Below are 18,172 nucleotides of genomic sequence, written 5' to 3'. Positions count from 1 at the left end.
AAAAGCCCTACAAAAGAAACAATCACTCATCACAAAATAAAACAGACCAACAAATACAAGATATAAACAACTAAAATTTCACAACTTATCATAACACCGCACTACAAAAACCAAAAACCGCAGTGCAAATAAAAACGACCAATACAGCACCACCGAAGCACAACCAGTTGGACTTATTAAACACTAGAATATTCAACACTTAAGAGGGCCTTTGTTAGAGGGGAAACAATAGAAGACTTCCTTATAAAAAAAAGAGGATAATGGGCGACCTATAAAAATATACTGCTAATTTTGTTAGCCAATTAGTTGGATTTTACTCCAATGCTGACAAATTCCAACTTTTGTATTCTACGAACATTTTAATATTCCGACAATTACCTATGAGCAAGAGATTAACCTGCTTTATCCCAGCTGCCGAACTAACCCAAGTTGAGGGAACAATTGCGGCGCTAAAGCACAACGAAGCAATTGAGAATATCTACCTGCTTGCAACTACAGACGAAGACTTTTCTAAGCTTAAGTGTCCTGTTCTAAAAGTCGACTCTTTGTCTTCTAGCAAAACTGTTGAGCTGGTAGCATCTCTTGCCAATACCGACTATACCTTATTATATAGTAAATTCACCAAACTCGAGCTTGGCTATTTTGCGCTAGAACGAATGCTTTTCATTGCAGACTCGACCAACGCCGCAATGGTATATGCCGACAACTATCAGATAAAAGATGGTGTAAAAAGCATTTCGCCACTAATCGATTACCAAGAGGGAAGCTTAAGAGACGACTTCAACTTTGGGTCTATGCTCGTTTACAGATCGTCTATCCTAAAAAAAGTCGCAGAACAAGAAAACGAGTACCCCTACGCAGGAATGTACAATCTGCGACTAAACGCCTCTCGATTAGGGGAACTTGTCCACATCAACGAGTACCTTTATACTGAAGTTGAAACGGACACTCGCCAATCGGGCCAAAAGATGTTTGACTACGTTGACCCTAAAAATCGGGCAGTGCAAGTTGACATGGAAAAGGCATGCACCGAACACCTAAAAAAGATTGGCGCCTTCCTCAAGCCTCAATTTAAGCCAATTGAGTTTAACTCCAACAACTTCCCAGTTGAAGCATCGGTCATCATTCCCGTTTTTAATCGAATTAGAACGGTTAAGGACGCAATTAAATCGGTTCTAATACAAAAAACGAAATTTGATTTTAACCTTATTATAGTAGACAACCACTCCACAGATGGTACCACCGAAGCTATCAGGGAGTTTAATGATCCACGCCTTATCCATATAATTCCAGAACGTAGAGATTTGGGGATAGGTGGCTGCTGGAATGCCGGCGTTCATCATTCGCTATGCGGAAAATTTGCCGTTCAACTCGATAGCGACGACGTATACTCGTCGGAAAATACGCTTCAAACGATGGTAGATGCCTTTTATGAGCAAAACTGTGCCATGGTAGTTGGAACGTACATGATGACAAATTTTGACATGGAAATGATTGCACCAGGAATCATCGACCATAAGGAGTGGACCCCAGACAATGGTAGAAATAACGCCCTACGCATAAATGGACTTGGTGCGCCTAGAGCCTTCTACACTCCCGTTCTTAGGGAAATAAAAGTACCAAACACCAGCTATGGCGAAGACTACGCGCTAGGCTTAGCATTTTCTCGCCACTACCAAATAGGGCGTGTTTATGATGTAGTTTACAACTGTCGCCGCTGGGAAGATAACTCGGATGCCTCGCTAGATGTGGTAAAGATGAATACTCACAACCTTTACAAGGATCGCATCCGCACCTGGGAGCTAAAAGCTCGTAAACAAATCAACGCTGCAAGCAATGAATAGCGCAATTCATCAGCTAATAGGCCAACAATGCAACGATTGGACGCAGTGCGGAGAAAACTACTCCGCACTTACTACTGTCGAAATTCAAGACTTCGAGGTCAACGGATTTAGTTTTAAAGTTCAGTTTAACCCGAAGCGTATCCAGTCCTCTGCTGCAAAGGTGGATAGCAAGAGTATTTTAGAACGAAAGTGCTTTCTATGCGAGCAAAACAGGCCTTCCGAGCAAATAGGAATTCCTTTCACATCAAAAAAGGGAAACTCCTACTCCATTTTGGTAAATCCATTTCCAATATTTAGGCAGCATCTTACCATTCCATCTACCAGCCATCAAGACCAGCGAATAGAGGGAAGAATAGAGGACATGCTCGAACTGGCCAGTATTACCGATGATTTTCTATTTTTCTATAATGGACCAAAATGTGGAGCCTCGGCTCCAGATCACTTCCACTTTCAAGCTGGAAATAAAGGATTCTTGCCTATAGAGGTCAACATAGAGAAGATACTGGCATCCGAGACAACCCAACTTGATGTGATTGCTTACAGCTTAGACTCATACCCAGCAAAAGCGGTTATCCTTAAATCGGCTGATAGTAACGAAATATCAGAATGGTTCCGCCAGTTCTACCATAAATTCGAAGCCGTTTCGGACGATAAGGAGGAGCCAATGATGAATCTTCTTGCATGGAAAACGGACGATCTATACTACCTCGTTATATATCCAAGAAAAGCGCATCGCCCAAAGCAGTTTTTTGCAGAAGGCGAAGATAACCTGCTAATCAGCCCAGCCTCCATCGATTTTGGAGGTGCATTTATCACCCCACTAGAAAAAGATTTTAGGAAAATAACCAGCAAGGATATCGCAGATATACTCCAACAGGTAACCATTTCGGAAGAAACATTTAATGCGCTAATCCATGAATAACCCTGAAATATCGGTTGGCATACTATCCGCAACACGAATTGAATTCATTCTGGATGGAGAGTTTAACTTCGAAGGAAGAACTTACGCTGGCAAGCATCAAATTGAATACGCTGACGGCAAAATTCTTTTTGATGGGCAACCTTTTGACAAGGTTCAGCTCATCCCTAAAAGCGAGAACTCTATCTTTACCCTACTCGATGTAGTGATTGGCATAGGCTTTCACTGGGAAAGAACGGAGAACCAACGCTTCGAAGGAAAGCTGGAGCTTATTGTAGAGGGAGAAAAAATAACAGCAATCAACCGTATTCCAATAGAAAGCTATCTTATAAGCGTTATATCATCCGAAATGAGCGCCACCAGCTCGCTGGAACTACTGAAAGCACACGCAGTTATATCGCGCAGCTGGATGCTATCACAAATAGAGAAAAAAAACAATCTGGAGCAGTCGAATACAGCCTACACCAGCGACACCAGAACAGAAACTGAGTGGATTAAATGGTGGGACAGAGAAGATCATGCCAACTTCGATGTGTGTGCCGACGATCACTGCCAACGCTACCAAGGTATCACCCGCGCAAGCACCTCTTTAGAAGCCGTGAAAGCAGCCGTAAACAGCACGCACGGTATACTACTTACATTCGACGGCAAGATTTGTGATGCCCGCTTCTCCAAATGTTGCGGTGGCGCAGTAGAAGAGTTTGACAACTGCTGGGAACCAGTAAAGCATCCCTATTTGACAAAACTTTACGATAACTCCAATGGAGTCCTTCCAAATTTATCGGTAAACGCTAATGCCGAAGAGTGGATAAGAACATCGCCTGAGGCGTTTTGTAACAGCAAAGAAGCGGAAGTTCTATCGCAGGTTCTCAATAACTACGACCAAGAGACGGCTGACTTTTACCGATGGAAAGTTGAATACACGACAAAACAAATTACCGATCTAGCAAAACGCAAGATTGGCGTTGATTTTGGAGAAATTCAGGAACTACTGCCTCTAGAACGAGGAACATCGGGACGAATACTACGCTTAAAGGTTGTAGGAAAACTGAAAACATTAATATTAGGCAAGGAGTTGCTTATCCGCAAAGCCTTTTCGGAATCTCACCTTTACAGCTCGGCCTTTGTTGTAGATAAAACTAGTAGCGGCTTCGTCTTAACAGGCGCTGGCTGGGGACATGGAGTTGGTTTATGCCAGATAGGGGCAGCTGTTATGGCTCACAAAGGATATAGCTACAACGAAATACTAAACCACTACTTTCCGAACGCCTTAGTCCAAAAAATATACTAATCTAACCAACCTTTGTAGCATGATACCTTCAGATAAAACAAGCACAGCCCCTCAGCATCGAAACGGATGGGCATGGATACCTACCCTATACTTTGCAGAAGGACTTCCGTATGTGGCCGTGATGACAATTGCTGTTATCATGTACAAGCGGCTAGGACTTTCCAATACCGACATTGCTTTATACACATCATGGCTATATCTTCCGTGGGTTATCAAGCCTTTTTGGAGCCCTTTTGTTGATATTTTAAAAACTAAGCGCTGGTGGATTATAACCATGCAAGGGCTTGTTGCCGCGTCGCTAGCGTCCATTGCTTTTTTTATACCAACCCCCTTTTACATTCAAGCAACGTTAGCCTTCTTTTGGCTAATGGCCTTTTCTTCGGCCACCCACGACATTGCAGCTGATGGCTTTTACATGTTAGCCCAATCAGTTGGAGAGCAATCCTTTTTTGTGGGAATTCGAAATACCTTCTACAGGCTTGCCAATATTTTTGGACAAGGCGTGCTGGTTATGTTTGCCGGAGCACTTGAAGAAGGTGTAATTCATCCATCTTCAAAAGGCAATATACCACTTGCCTGGAGCATTACTTTCTACCTTCTTGCTGGCATATTTATAGCGCTAACGCTTTACCACAAGTTTATCCTCCCCAAACCACAAGCCGACCTTCCTGCAAAAAGAGACGACCAAAGTGCTGGCATTTTTACTGAATTTGGAAGAACATTTGTCTCCTTTTTTAACAAAAAGAATATTGGAGTAATCCTTCTGTTTCTCCTTACCTACCGATTAGGCGAAGCCCAACTCGTTAAGCTTGCCTCTCCTTTTTTACTAGACACCAAAGAGGCAGGAGGACTTGCATTAAGCACCACCACCGTTGGTTTTACTTACGGAACTATTGGTGTAGCAGCCCTTCTTCTAGGCGGAATCATTGGAGGCGTACTGGTTAGTAGGTTTGGTCTCAAGAAATGGATTTTCCCAATGATCATAGCCATTCATACTCCCAATTTACTTTTCGTTTTTCTTTCGCACTACCAAATTTCCACGGTATCTACAATCGTCAGCTTTGTAGCACTAGAACAGTTTGGATATGGCTTCGGATTTACAGCATACATGCTATACCTCATCCATGTAGCTAGCGGAGAGCACAAAACCGCCCACTATGCAATAGGAACTGGGCTAATGGCGTTAGGAATGATGCTTCCTGGAATGGCTGCAGGAAAAATACAAGAGCTAATTGGGTATACCAACTTTTTCTGGTGGGTTTGTATTTGTACAATCCCCAGCTTTATAGCCGTATTCTTAGTTAGAAAACAGTTAGACCCCAACTTCGGAAAAAAGAACTAGCGATGCTTAAAATAAAAGCTACAATCATACTCCTTCTTATCTCCTACGGACTACTTGCGTCTAGCCCTATCAAATTGGGCGTAGATGTTCTTAAGGAGCATAATTTTGACATTCTAAAAGGAAAAAGAGTAGGGTTAATAACCAATCCTACAGGAGTTGACCGTAACCTTAAAAGTACCATAGATATTTTAAATGAGGCGAATGAGGTTAAGCTTGTAGCCCTTTTTGCTCCTGAGCATGGCGTACGCGGCGACGTTTACGCCGGGGATAAAGTAGAAACCTACACCGACCTCAAAACAGGAATTCCAGTTTACTCTCTATACGGCAAGTCGGTACGTCCGACCAAGGAGATGCTGGAAAAAATTGACGTTATCGTTTACGACATTCAAGATATTGGAACCCGATCGTACACCTTCATAAGTACGCTAGGAGCAATCATGGAGGAGGCTGCAAAATATGGAAAAGAAATCGTAGTGCTAGATAGGCCCAACCCTTTAGGAGGCGAAAGAGTTGAGGGATGCATTACGGAGGATGGTTTTACCTCCTTTGTGAGCGCATTTAAAATCCCATACGTATATGGGCTTACAGTAGGCGAATTGGCAACCATGCTTAACGAGGAGGGCATGATAAAAGGCAAATGCAAGCTAACTGTCGTGGCGATGAAAGGATGGAAGCGGGATATGCGCTACCAAGAGACAGGACTACAATGGATCGCTCCATCACCTCACATTCCCAATGCTGCCACGGCAGACTTCTACCCTGCTACAGGTATACTTGGAGAACTCGGCGTAGTATCAATAGGCGTTGGTTACACCATGCCATTCCAGCTCGTTGCCTCCGATTCTATTTCGGCAAGTCAGCTTTCCGACAGCCTTAACGCCCTTAACATAGAGGGAGCATTCTTTCGCCCTATCTACATCAAACCTTTTTATGCAACGGGAAAAGGCTTAAGCTACCAAGGCGTACAGATACATCTAACCAACCCCGAAAAGGTAAGGCTGAGCGAAATTCAGTTTTACATTATGCAGGAAATCTTCAAGCAGAACCCCAAACTCGATTTCTTTAAGCGATGCGATAAAAGCCGAATCGCCATGTGGAATAAGGTTTGTGGAACCGACTACATTTACAAAGAATTTAGCAAGGGCTACCGCTTCGACACCATAAAAGACTACTGGAGAAAAGATGAAAAAGCCTTTAAATCTCGCTCTAAACAATACCTCTTATATCATTAACTATGGAAACTACAAACAAATCTCAACGCCTGCTATCCCTCGATGTACTTAGAGGGATAACCATTGCAGGAATGCTTCTTGTAAATACGCCAGGCAGCTGGAGTAGCATTTACGAACCATTAGAGCATGCGGCATGGAATGGGCTAACACCGACCGACCTTGTATTCCCCTTTTTCATGTTCATTATGGGAATATCGATGTTTATTTCGCTCAGCAAAACAAACTTAACCTTCTCAAATTCGCTTTTTGTAAAGTTACTAAAGCGAAGCGCCCTCATCTTCATTATAGGAATGGCTATTAGCTGGTTTTACTTCCTATGCCAGGCAATATTTGACATAGGCTCCAGCATTAACTGGACAGAAAGAGTAACCGCAGCCCTCCTCCCATTCGACCACATTAGAATACCAGGAGTGCTACAACGTCTTGCAGTATGCTCGCTTGTGGGGTCGATCGTGGCTGTAATTGTTCCTTCTAAGCATTGGCTAAAGCTTTCCTTCGTAATCCTTGTGCTATACTACCTTATCCTTCTACTAGGAAACGGCTTTGTTCTGGCTCCTGATAACATCATCATAAGAACCGACATTGCCCTATTTGGCGAAGCACACATCTACCATGGCGAAGGCGTTCCTTTCGACCCGGAAGGTTTAATTAGCACCATTCCTTGTATTGCCCATGTACTTTTGGGTGCATATGTAGGTAAGCTGCTAATGAATTCGGCCACGCTTGCCGAAAAGATGAACAAACTTTTCATCTTCGGAACAATCTGCCTATTTGTCGGATTTCTCTTTAGCTACGGCATTCCAATAAACAAAAAGATATGGACTCCAACATACGTACTGGCAACTTGTGGCTTAGGGGCGCTACTTCTTGCTCTCCTAACTTGGATTATAGATGTTAAGCAGCAAAAAAAATGGAGCGTATTCTTCGAATCGTTTGGCGTTAACCCCCTATTTCTATACGTGCTAGGCGGAGCCTTATCCATCCTGTTTGATACTATAAGCTTTCACTACAACGACAAAGTTATCAGCATAAAAGGTTTCATTTACGATTCGTTGGTAGGATTAGTAGGCGTAGAGAAGCTCGCCTCGCTCCTATTTGCACTCCTATTCATTGCCTTTTGCTGGTTGATTGGACATCAGCTGTACAAACGAAAAATTTACATTAAGCTATGATTTTAATAGCCGATAGCGGCTCTACCAAAACCGAATGGGTTGCAGTGAGCAACGATGGAGTTGCCTGTTCCTTAAAAACAAGCGGCATAAATCCGGTATACCAAACCACCGACGAAATTTTGGCAGACATAAAAGAAAATGTTCTCCCAACTTTTGCATCGTTAGCTATTACTAAGGTATTCTTCTACGGTGCGGGCTGCCTGCCCGAAAAGGTAGACGGTGTTGTTGGAGCAATAGTCCACTGCTTTCCTAATGCTTCGGTATCGGTACAAACCGACTTGGTTGGAGCTGCTGTTGCCCTTTGTGGCGATACGCCAGGCATCGCCTGCATCCTAGGAACAGGCTCCAACAGCTGCTTCTGGGATGGCAAGTCCATCGCCAAAAACGTATCTCCCTTAGGCTTTATTCTTGGCGACGAAGGCAGCGGCGCGGTACTCGGAAAACTGCTCGTGTCCGACATCCTAAAGAACCAGCTATCTGAAGCCGTGACAAAGAAATTCTTTGACGAGTTCGGGTTTACCGCAAGCGATATCATTAATAAGGTATACCGACAACCATTTCCCAACCGCTTTCTAGCATCGCTCACCCGTTTTATGGGAGAAAACAGAGAGGAGGTGGAAATTCGGAACATCATAGTGGCTAACTTTGTTCTGTTTATCAAACGCAACGTAATGCAGTACGACTACCAGCGCTATCCGGTTAATTTTATAGGCTCTATTGCCTTTTACTTTAAGGATATGCTTGAGGAAGCAGCGGTGGTTACGGGCATAACAGTTGGAACAATTATCCAAAGCCCCATCGATGGGCTGGTTAAGTTTCACTCAAAAAACAGATAATGGCCTTTAAAAAAATTACAGAACAGCCTTCGCTCTACAACAATCTAGACAAAATGCCAGTAGCCGAACTACTGGAAAACATCAACAACGAAGACCAGAAGGTGGCCATCGCCGTTAGGCAGGTGATTCCACAAGTTGCCACGCTGGTTGACGGAATTGTAGAGCGGATGAAGAAGGGAGGCCGCATATTTTACCTTGGAGCAGGCACCAGCGGACGGCTAGGCGTGCTCGATGCCTCGGAAATTCCACCTACCTATGGAATGCCCCAAGGTTTGGTTATCGCCCTTATTGCGGGTGGAGATAGCGCCCTTCGTATCCCTGTCGAATCGGCCGAGGATGATCCCAACAAGGGCTGGGAGGAGCTACAAGGCCACCGCATCAACGAGCTAGATACGGTAATAGGAATTGCAGCATCGGGCACCACCCCTTACGTTGTTGGCGCCCTAGCAAAGGCAAAGGAGGCAGGAATACTTACAGGTGCCATATCCTGCAATCCCGATTCGCCTGTAGCAGCCATGGCCGATATTGCTATCGTGCCGGTCGTTGGTCCTGAGTTTGTAACTGGATCGACACGCATGAAATCGGGAACAGCACAAAAGATGGTGCTTAATATGATAACCACGGCAACGATGATTCGGCTGGGTAAGGTTAAGGGAAACAAGATGGTCAACATGCAAATAACCAACGCGAAGTTGGCCGACCGCGGCACCAGAATTATTGCCGAGGAGCTCAATATTGAATACGAAAAAGCAAAAGTACTACTCCATTTACATGGTTCGGTAAAGAAGGCTTTAGAAGCATACAAAGCAACGGAGTAAATAGTTAATTAAAACGGATGAAAAGAAGAATTGCATTGGCAATGGTGGGTTTGGCTATAGCTGGAGGGGTTATGGCAGAACGAAATCCACTGGTGAGGGAGGTAAACAAAGGGATTTACAAAAAAGGGCTATCGGGCAGGCATATTGCGCTGTGGCATAGCCACGGATTCTACTACGAAGCATCGCAAGATAGGTGGGAATGGCAAAGAGCCAAAACATTTGGAAATGTAGAGGATATTGGAAACATGCCCTACGTGGTAAAGTACCTCACACCCATGCTGGAGAATGCAGGAGCGGTAGTTCTCAATCCGCGCGAGAGGGATATCCAAAAAAACTGCATTGTTGTAGATAACGACCACTCGACCGCCAAATCTTCGTTCGTAAAGGTTGCTGGTCCTTGGAAAAACATTTTAGGTGGGTACCGTTACCAGTCAACCCTGCAGGAGCACGAGAATCCGTTTACCGAAGGAAGCTACCTACAGGCCAATACCTCGAAAAAAGAGAGCGCTACGCTAACCTACCTCCCCAACATACCTGCCGCCAAGAAGGGCGAGTATGCCGTGTACGTATCGTGGGCCAACAACGCCAAAAATGTAAGCAACGCTACCTACCGGGTGTACCATACCGGGGGTGTTAGCGAATTTACCGTTAACCAAAAGATGTTTGGGGCCACGTGGCAGTATCTTGGCACCTTTACCTTCGACAGCCAAAACGCGGCGGTGGTGGTATCGAATAAGAGCGACGAAAAGGGGGTAGTAACCTCCGATGCCGTTCGTTTTGGAGGAGGAATGGGCATCGTTGCCCGCCGTCCATCCGAGACCATTGCCAAAAACATAGTGGCATCGCTACCCGACAACAACGTTATAGAGCGCATAAAGCCCAACGAGTTTAGATGGAAGAAAAGTGGCGTGCCCAGCTACCTCGAAGGCTCGCGCTACTACCTCCAGGCGGCAGGAATACCCGACAGCATCTACAGCCGATCGAAATACCTGAACGACTACACCGACGACTACCAATCGCGCCCCCATTGGGTTAACTTTTTAAAGCGAAATGGCATTCCTATCGATCTTTCGCTGGCCTTCCACACCGATGCTGGAATTACGCCCAACGATTCGATTATTGGAACCCTCGGCATCTACTCCACCAAAGGCGAGAAGTTTAGCGACAAGCGAAGCAAGCAGCTAAGCGCAAGGTTAAGCCAAATGGTGCAGGATCAGATATGCTCCGACATCCGCCGAGCCTACAACTCGCAGTGGACAAAGCGCCCGCTTAAGGATGCGGCCTACTCCGAGGCAGCAGGCCCCGATGTGCCCTGCATGCTGCTCGAACTCCTGTCGCACCAGAATTTGGCCGACATGAAGTACAGCCTTGATCCCCGATTTAGGTTTCTGGCTGCGCGTGCCATCTATAAGGGAATCGCCCGCTTTATAGATTCTACCACCGTAATACAACCGCTAGCACCAAACCATTTCGCCATAAAGAAGCTGGGCGAAAAGCAGGTCCTCTTAACCTGGAAAAATACGGTAGATACCCTAGAACAGAGCGCCAACGCCACCAAGTACCGGGTGTACTTCAAAAAAGAGGATGGCGGCTACTCCCCCACCTTTATTGAGGTTACGGGCGATTCGCTCATCTTCGATCTACCCCGTTGGGGCGTACAGTACGGCTTTAAGGTAACCGCCGTAAACGATGGCGGCGAAAGCTTCCCAACCGAGGAGCTATCGGCCTGCCTATTCGACAAACCCGGCAAGCCGGCGCTGCTGGTAAACGGGTTTACCCGCCTTTCGGCCCCGGCGTCGTTCGACAATGGGCAGAAGGCCGGATTTGAGTGGTGGCAAGACGAGGGCGTTACCGATGGCGTCGATATGGCCTTCCTAGGCTACCAGTACAACTTCGACCGCGCAACCCCTTGGCTCGACGATGACAACAGCGGCTGGGGCTCGTCGGGTACCGAATGGTGGGGCCGCCTAACCTACGGCAACACCCACGACTTCACGTCGCTCGAAGGAGAATCGTACCAAAAGCTGCAGCTATCGTACGTATCGTGCAGCAAGGCGGCCTTTGAGGAGTCCTGCGATGTTAGCAAATACGATTTAATAGAGATCCTCTTTGGCGAACAGCGCTACGTGAAAAATTTCAGGGAGGAACCCGATTCCATCACCGTATTTAACGACAAGTTGCTAGCGCAGCTCGATACGGCCATCAGCCGCAAGATTCCGCTGCTACTTTCGGGCGCCTACATTGGCACCGACATGGTGGAGAGGAAGGATTCGACGGCCATCAAGTTTGCCGAGAATAAGCTAGGGTTTATTTGGCGTGCCAACATCGGCAGCCGAACAGGTGAGGTGGAGTCGACCGACGTTGCACAAAACCACCTTAAGGGAGAATGGCACTTCTCGTGCTCGGCCATCGACGACAGCTACGACTACCCACAAATATACAGAGTGGAGGCCCCGGATGCCATAGAACCTGCCAAGGGAGCCATCCGTTTGCTGCGCTATACCGACTACACCAGCAGCGCGGCAACCCTTTACAGCTCTAAGGGAACTCCCGTAGCAGTTTTCGGATTTCCCTTGGAAACCATCAAAAATCAGCAAAAGAAGCTCGCTTTTATGGCGCAAATCCTAAAAACTTTAGGACTATATAGCCCCAAAAAGTAGCCCAACGATATTTTATAAGACCAATCCCACCTAAAAAATAGCCTAGGTGGGATTTTCTTTTATCCAGCCGTGCAGCGCTGCATGGTGGCGTTTTCTGACATGGTAGCAATGCCCTTACCTTTACCAAATTGGGCAACGGCAAAGGCCTTCCCTAAATTTACCATCTCGTTAGGATACCTCAACATTCGGTTTGGCGTAAAGAAATCTCGGCGTCGGAAAAAACATGCCGATTTGGCAAGTTACACGCGCTTCCTCCAAAATTACCTTTCAGTTGAGCAATCTTAATGCTGGTTGAGCAAAATTTCCTGCCAGATTGGCATTCTTATGCTTCGGCGTGATAATCTTTCAGCCAGGTTGGCATTCTTAGGCTTCAGAATGGCAATCTTTCGGCCAGATTGGCATTCTTATGCTTCAGCGTGGCAATCTTTCAGCCAGATTGGCATTCTTAAGCCGCGGAGAGGCAATCTGCCAACTAATGGGGCTATCTTTTTTGATAAAAAACAAAACATATTGCCGATTTATGAGCCACGACACCAGAAGAAACCATATTTTGCCCAAGATAGCCCTAACCATCCACCGCTGCATAATCTTTTTATCCCGCTTTAAAATATTTACCCCAGCGGCGAACCTATTCGCGCCTTGGTGCATTAACTAGCCTCGGCACGAAAATATTAGCCTCCGTAGCGTATCCATTAGCGGCGGCAAGCAGCGCCTAAAGGAGAACGTCTATAAAAACAGCCCGTTTAGAGATGCCTACAAGGCAAAGCCGCGTGGAGTTTTCACCTTTCCCATTTCATCCTGTTTTTAGAGAAATCTTGGTCACAAGTAAGGGTAAAAAACGTTCGTAAAGATGATTTAAGGTGCAAACATCGTGCCTCTACCAGCCTTAATCCGCGAAATTGGGTAGCGGTGCATTGCATGCATCTCCGCAAGAAAATACCGCAACTTTGAAGGCGAAAAACCAAGGCATAGCCGCGTGACATCCCCTCGGCTTGCTGTTTTTTCTATTTTATTCGGCCAATTTTATATACCTTCGTCCCGATTTTGGTGTTACACTCGCCTCTACTCGCGAATGTGATGAAAAGGGAATCAGGTGCAAATCCTGAACAGACCCGCTGCTGTAAGCTCCGCCGAAGTCTTCGAGCAATACTCAATCCACTGTTTCCTAACGGAGATGGGAAGGACGCCCGAAGATGGAGCAAGTCAGAAGACCTGCCAAAATGCTATAATCTGAAAGCTTTCGGGGAAATAAAGCTGAGGAGACAGATAAAAGCATCACTTTATTTGGCAAAGGCATACCTTCTTTTATCCGTTCGTTTCGTTTTACCTCCCTGTAAGCTATTGGTTACTCAATACGCTTAAATATGTTTTATCGGAATTCAAAATTATGGCTAACGCTGCTGGGATTGCTGGCAGCCCCGTCGTTCGAGGCGTATGCCCAAGGCAAGCTAAACCAAATGCAGCATATCGACGAGGTGGTGGTGGTAGCCAAGAGCTACAAGGAGGTTATTCCGGCTCAGCACCTCACGGGTAAGCAGCTCGAGAAGCTTAGCAGCCATTCGGTGGCCGATGCGCTGCGCTACTTTGCCGGTGTCCAAATAAAAGACTACGGCGGAATGGGTGGCCTCAAGACCGTGAACGTTCGCAACATGGGGACGCATCACGTAGGCGTGTTTTACGACGGCGTGCAGATCGGGAACGCGCAAAACGGGGTGGTAGACCTCGGCCGATTCTCGTTGGACGATCTAGAGGAGCTCTCGCTCTACAACGGACAGAAGAGCGACATCTTTCAGTCGGCAAAAGACTTTGCCTCGGGGGCGGCGGTGTACTTACGCGCCAAGAAACCGACATTTGAGAAGGGAAAATCCTCCAACTTTAGGCTAAAGTACAAAACCAGCACCATCCAGCTCGTTAATCCATCGTTCCGGTGGGAGAAAAAGGTAAGCGATAGCGCCAGCTTTAGCCTAAGCGGCGAGTATATGCGCTCCAACGGGAAATACCGATTCCACAGCCGCCGAGTTTACACCGACGGTACGGTTGCCTACGACACCTCGGCCACCAGAATGAATAGCGACATTGAAACCTTCCGTGTAGAGGGCGGCCTATACAACAGCATCTTTGGCGGAAGGCTGCAAACGAAGGTTTACGCCTTTGGGTCGAAGCGAGGGCTGCCCGGCGCGTGCACTAAATTCAAGTTCTACATCGGAGATCGGCAAGACGATGTCAATATTTTTGGACAAAGCACCTTTACAAAGGATGTTTCGTCGCGCTACAAGTACCAGGTAAAGGCAAAATTTGCGTACGACTATCTTCACTTTCGATCGTTGGATTCGACACGCTTTATGGAGGAAATAAAGGAGGTGGGCAAAGAGTTCGACAACACCTACAAGCAAAAAGAGGCCTACTTTTCTACAAGCCACATCTACGACATCACCAACTTCTGGAGCATTTCGGCATCTACCGACATCCAGCTCAACAGCCTTGAGGCCTCCTCGAAAAAAAACCTGCTAATCCCCTTTAAATCCCCCCGCAGATTTACCGGAATTGCAACGTTGGCAACAGCCGTTACCATTAACCAGCTAAAAGTACAGGCAAGCCTGTTGGGTACCTACGTTTCGGACAAGGAGTCGAAGGTTAGCCAATCGCCAGACAAAAGGGATGTAAGTCCGGGCATTTTCTTCGGATATACCCCCTTTGCCAGCACCGATTTAAGCCTACGAGCCTTCTACAAGCATATTTTCAGGATGCCCACCTTCAACGACCTGTACTACGCGCACGTTGGCAGCAGCGTGCTCAAACCCGAGCACATAGACATGTACAACGTCGGTTTTACCTATAAGAAGAAAAGCAGCAGCAGGCTGGTTAACAAAATTGCGGTGCAAGCCGACGCCTACTACCTCCGTACCCTCGATAAAATTATAGCTGCGCCTACCGGAAGCCAGTTTAGATGGATGATGTCCAACTCGGGAAAGGTGCTGAGCAAGGGAGTTGAAGCAAGCATTGCCGTTCAGTCGCAAATTGGGCAAGCGATGCTCAACAACACCGTAAGCTACGGATATAGCGATGCCCGCGACTACTCCATCCAGAATGGGCACAAGCTAAGCTCCTACGGCGATCAAATTCCGTACACGCCTTGGCATAGCGGCTCCATCATCTCGACCCTTAGCTACAGAAGCTGGAGCTTTAACTACAGCTTTATATACGTAGGAGAGCGCTATAATGGCGGCGTTAACAACATCGTAAAAAACTACGTGGAGCCGTGGTATACGCACGACTGTTCTATCCAAAAAGAGTTTAAGCTAAAGCATAATACTACCATTAACACCTCGCTAGAGGTGAATAACGCGCTAAACCAGTACTACGAGGTAATTTACAACTACCCGATGCCAGGCCGTAATGTCAGGCTTGTAGTTAGCATTAATATTTAAGCCTTTAAACATGGATACCATAAAAGCATATACCCAGTTTATCAAAAAGCGCAGCAGAAATAACGCAGCAGCCCTTTACGGCAAAGGTTTTGCCCTTTTACTCGTTGCCTCTCTAAGCCTTATTTCGTGCCGCAAGGAGCAAGTTATCTTTCTGACGGAGAAAGATCAGGTTACCACACCGCTTTTGGGCACCAACATAAAAGGGTTCTACCTGCTAAACGAAGGGAACATGGGAATGAACCGGGCTTCCATCGATTTCTTTGAGTACGAAACCGGAACCTACAAAAGGGACATCTTTTCTGAGATAAACCCTCATGTTGTAAAGGAATTGGGCGATGTGGGCAACGACATCAAGATATACGGATCGAAGGTGTACGTTGTTATCAACTGCTCGAACTACATAGAGGTTATGGATGCAAAAACCGCCAAGCATATCAAGGCGCTAAAGATTCCAAACTGCCGCTACATGGCCTTTCATAATGGCAAGGCATACGTGAGCTCCTACGCAGGCCCCGTTCAAATAGATCCTAACGCACGAACAGGCTTTGTGGCAGAAATAGATACCGCAACCCTCGAGTTTACCCGAATGGTAGACGTTGGCTACCAACCCGAGGAGATGGTGGTGCACAACAACAAGCTGTACGTTGCCAACTCGGGCGGTTACCGCGTACCCAACTACGATCGCACCGTTTCGGTAATCGACCTCAACACCTTTAAGGAGATAAAGAAAATTGACGTGGCCATCAACCTTCATCGCATGCAGATTGACAAGCGCGGCGACATTTACGTAAGCTCGCGCGGCGACTACTACAGTACCGAGCCCAACCTGTACGTTATCGACAGCCAAACCGACTTGGTAAAGCAGGCGCTCAACATCCCCGTAAGCGAAATGTGCCTCAGCGGCGACTCGCTCTACTACTACAGCGTGGCGTGGAGCTACGTCACCAAATCCAATACGGTAACCTACGGGATTCTCGATACCCGAAGCAAAACGGTGATATCCGACAAGGTAATAACAGACGGAACCGACAAGCAGATTCTAATACCCTACGGTATTACGGTAAATCCGGAAACAAAGGAGGTATTCATAACCGACGCCCAAAACTACGTGGTTACGGGCTACATATACTGCTTTTCGCCAAAGGGAAAGTTTAAGTGGAAAACCACCGCAGGGAATATCCCGGGCCATTTTGCCTTTGTAAAGTAGCGTCCACTCGATTATTGAAGATGTACGACATTAACAATCAACTATACGTTCAAAATTTCATTATCATGACAAAGAACAAATTTTATGCGGTGCTTTTTGTAGCGCTTAGCGCCCTACTCTTTAGCTCGTGTAGCAAGGATGATGAGAATATCATTCCACCACAGCTTACAATTGAGGTTGCAGGTGCTACCTCAACCAGCGACCTTAACTTAGCGCAGGAGGATACTTTACATCTTAGCGCTGCGGTAAAAAACTCGACAAACTTTGCGGTAGCTTGGCAGGTAGACGGAAAAGAGGTTGCCCGCACAGCAAAATACAACTTTGTAGCCACCAGCATGGGCGAACACCTTATCTCGCTCACCGTAACCAATCCCGACGGCGGTGTGGCCACCTCTAGCGTGAAGGTGTCGGTGTATGGGAAGTATAAAAACGGAACTTTCATCCTAAACGAGGGAAATATGACCTCCGAAAATGGATCGCTAATCTTTATATCTCCAAAAGGTGTGGTTACCGACAGCGCCTTCTTTAAGGTGAACAAAACACCGCTGGGGAATGTAACCCAAGACCTTTTTATTGCCAACAACAAGATATACATCATTGCCCAAAATGGAAACCGCATGGGTGGCGATATGCTGGTAGTGGCCAATGCCGAAACCTTGGTAAAAGAGGCAGCCTTTAACGAAGAGCTAGACAAAACCCTGTCGTGGCCAACCCATATTGCAGTTGTTGGCACCAACAACGTTTACATCCGCGACAACAAGGGCGTATACCTATTCAACACCGACACAAAGGCGCTGAAATTTGTAGAAGGAACCGAGGGCGCCGATAAAAACAGGATGGCCGTAGTGGGCAACAAGGTGTTTGTACCTGCCGGAGATAAGGTTTTTGCAATACAAGGCGAGAAGGTTGATGTTATCAAAATGGCAGGCAACGTATCGGGCGTGCTAAAGGCATCGGATGGCAACCTTTGGATTTCGTGTACCACCAAACCAGCCCAAATCGCGAAAGTTAACCCATCGAGCTATGCCATTATCAAAAGTAACGAGATAGCAGAAGCAAAAGTGGGCGCAGGCTGGGGAGCAACTCCAGGGATCAGCGCCATTGGCGATACGCTCTATTTTAGCAACGCCTCTACCAAAATATACCGCCACATTTTTACGACTGGCAAAACCGATTTTATGGTAGATGTAAAGGATAAGATAGAAAACGCAGGAATAGTGTACAACAACCTAGCCGTTCATCCTAAAACCGGACAGGTGTTCTTTAATACCATAAAGGGCTACGGTTGGGACTTCCTTATCAACGACATTTCGGTATGGAAGTTTGGAGATACCGCTCCCGTTCTAAAAGCCGACTATAAGAACCATACCCATTTCCCAGCCGGGATATTCTTTACAGACAGCTTCAAGTAAAAACATGGAAA

General features: G+C 46.4%; 13 protein-coding genes and 1 riboswitch. Of the genes, 12 read left to right on the top strand and 1 reads right to left on the bottom strand.

Annotation, left to right across the window (positions count from 1 at the left end; genetic code table 11):
- The first annotated feature begins 380 nt into the window (after positions 1-380).
- The 9 genes from L990_RS13265 to L990_RS13225 are packed head-to-tail and all read left to right on the top strand — an operon-like array spanning position 381 to position 12,114.
- Positions 381-1,844 (top strand): glycosyltransferase family 2 protein, encoded by a 1,464-nt coding sequence (locus L990_RS13265; protein WP_047450207.1) that lies wholly within the window; start codon positions 381-383, stop codon positions 1,842-1,844.
- Positions 1,837-2,766 (top strand): DUF4922 domain-containing protein, encoded by a 930-nt coding sequence (locus tag L990_RS13260; RefSeq protein ID WP_047450204.1) that lies wholly within the window; start codon positions 1,837-1,839, stop codon positions 2,764-2,766. Before L990_RS13265 ends, L990_RS13260 begins: the two co-directional genes overlap by 8 nt.
- Entirely contained in the window at positions 2,759-4,054 is a 1,296-nt protein-coding gene (locus tag L990_RS13255) for a SpoIID/LytB domain-containing protein (RefSeq protein WP_047450201.1), read from the top strand. Before L990_RS13260 ends, L990_RS13255 begins: the two co-directional genes overlap by 8 nt.
- A gap of 19 nt (positions 4,055-4,073) precedes the next feature.
- Complete coding sequence (locus L990_RS13250) at positions 4,074-5,396, top strand: MFS transporter (RefSeq protein ID WP_052181009.1); 1,323 nt, start codon at positions 4,074-4,076, stop codon at positions 5,394-5,396.
- Positions 5,397-5,398: 2 nt separating this feature from the next.
- Positions 5,399-6,628, top strand: a complete 1,230-nt coding sequence (locus L990_RS13245; RefSeq protein ID WP_047450198.1) for an exo-beta-N-acetylmuramidase NamZ domain-containing protein — start codon at positions 5,399-5,401, stop codon at positions 6,626-6,628.
- 2 nt (positions 6,629-6,630) lie between these two features.
- A complete protein-coding gene (locus L990_RS13240; RefSeq protein WP_047450195.1) occupies positions 6,631-7,800 on the top strand; it encodes an acyltransferase family protein in 1,170 nt (389 codons plus the stop codon).
- A complete protein-coding gene (locus L990_RS13235) occupies positions 7,797-8,636 on the top strand; it encodes an ATPase (protein ID WP_047450192.1) in 840 nt (279 codons plus the stop codon). The genes L990_RS13240 and L990_RS13235 overlap by 4 nt, the downstream gene beginning before the upstream one ends.
- A complete protein-coding gene (gene murQ / locus L990_RS13230; protein ID WP_047450189.1) occupies positions 8,636-9,454 on the top strand; it encodes an N-acetylmuramic acid 6-phosphate etherase in 819 nt (272 codons plus the stop codon). Before L990_RS13235 ends, murQ begins: the two co-directional genes overlap by 1 nt.
- A 17-nt stretch (positions 9,455-9,471) precedes the next feature.
- Positions 9,472-12,114: a fibronectin type III domain-containing protein gene (locus L990_RS13225; protein WP_081981710.1), complete on the top strand. Its 2,643-nt coding sequence runs from the start codon at positions 9,472-9,474 to the stop codon at positions 12,112-12,114.
- 59 nt (positions 12,115-12,173) lie between these two features.
- Here the strand turns inward: L990_RS13225 and L990_RS20525 are convergent, their stop codons facing one another.
- Positions 12,174-12,299, bottom strand: coding sequence for a hypothetical protein (locus tag L990_RS20525; protein WP_262480650.1), 126 nt, complete (start codon positions 12,297-12,299; stop codon positions 12,174-12,176).
- A gap of 843 nt (positions 12,300-13,142) precedes the next feature.
- Positions 13,143-13,349: riboswitch (cobalamin riboswitch) on the top strand.
- A gap of 129 nt (positions 13,350-13,478) precedes the next feature.
- On the opposite strand from L990_RS20525, the gene L990_RS13210 reads away from it, so the two are divergent.
- The 3 genes from L990_RS13210 (at position 13,479) to L990_RS13200 (ending at position 18,161) form a co-directional block, all read left to right on the top strand.
- Positions 13,479-15,542, top strand: a complete 2,064-nt coding sequence (locus L990_RS13210; protein ID WP_047450180.1) for a TonB-dependent receptor — start codon at positions 13,479-13,481, stop codon at positions 15,540-15,542.
- Positions 15,543-15,552: 10 nt separating this feature from the next.
- A complete protein-coding gene (locus L990_RS13205) occupies positions 15,553-16,749 on the top strand; it encodes a YncE family protein (protein WP_231562281.1) in 1,197 nt (398 codons plus the stop codon).
- Positions 16,750-16,814: 65 nt separating this feature from the next.
- Positions 16,815-18,161: a DUF5074 domain-containing protein gene (locus L990_RS13200; RefSeq protein ID WP_047450243.1), complete on the top strand. Its 1,347-nt coding sequence runs from the start codon at positions 16,815-16,817 to the stop codon at positions 18,159-18,161.
- Positions 18,162-18,172: the final 11 nt, after the last annotated feature.

Origin of the sequence: Alistipes sp. ZOR0009, from assembly GCF_000798815.1 — a bacterium.
Classification (GTDB): domain Bacteria; phylum Bacteroidota; class Bacteroidia; order Bacteroidales; family ZOR0009; genus Acetobacteroides.
This window is presented reverse-complemented; position numbering and strand designations above follow the sequence as displayed.